The organism is Vibrio sp. 378 (assembly GCF_033339435.1).
The window spans coordinates 1-540 of the sequence record NZ_JAWOUO010001064.1 but is presented as its reverse complement, the minus strand read 5'-3'; the positions used below and the strand labels follow the sequence as shown (position 1 = coordinate 540).

Sequence of the window (540 nt, the reverse complement as noted above, 5' to 3'; positions counted from 1 at the left end):
CAGTGGCTTCGGTCGGTGATGAAATGCGCGATAGATCAGCCGTTTGGCTCGATTCTGAATCCAACATAAAGTGAGCTGAGGTTACGATGCGATCGTCTTGAGTCAGGCCTTGTAGTACCTCGATTTTGTCGTCAGCTTCACGACCGACTTCGATGCGCGTTGAGCGGTATTTGCCGTCTCCCTCAGACAGCACGACGCGAGTCATACCCCCCGAGCGGATAACGGACGACTTGGGAATGGTTAACACCGCGTTGTCGCTGACAGGTTGCAAGGCAATATTGGCGAACATGTTCGGTTTCAGCTCGCCATTGGGATTAGAGAATTTAAGACGAACACGAAGCGTGCGCGTTTTAGGATCCAAAATTGGATACACATAATCGACGCTGCCTTGCCACTCTTTACCCGGAATCGCATCCAACGTCATAGTGGCGTCGCTGCCTGCTTTCATCCAATGAGCTTGGCGCTCAAACACTTCGGCATCCACCCATACGTTTTCAAGTGGGCCCGCGCTGATCACCGCTTGAGCAGGGGATAGGTAAC

The 540-nt window shown here is 52.6% G+C and carries 1 protein-coding gene; it reads right to left on the bottom strand.

All coding sequences use genetic code 11. The features are described 5' to 3' along the window. Positions 1–540 (bottom strand): efflux RND transporter periplasmic adaptor subunit (locus tag R7Q48_RS30380; protein ID WP_318134128.1); only part of this gene is annotated, 540 nt, incomplete at both ends.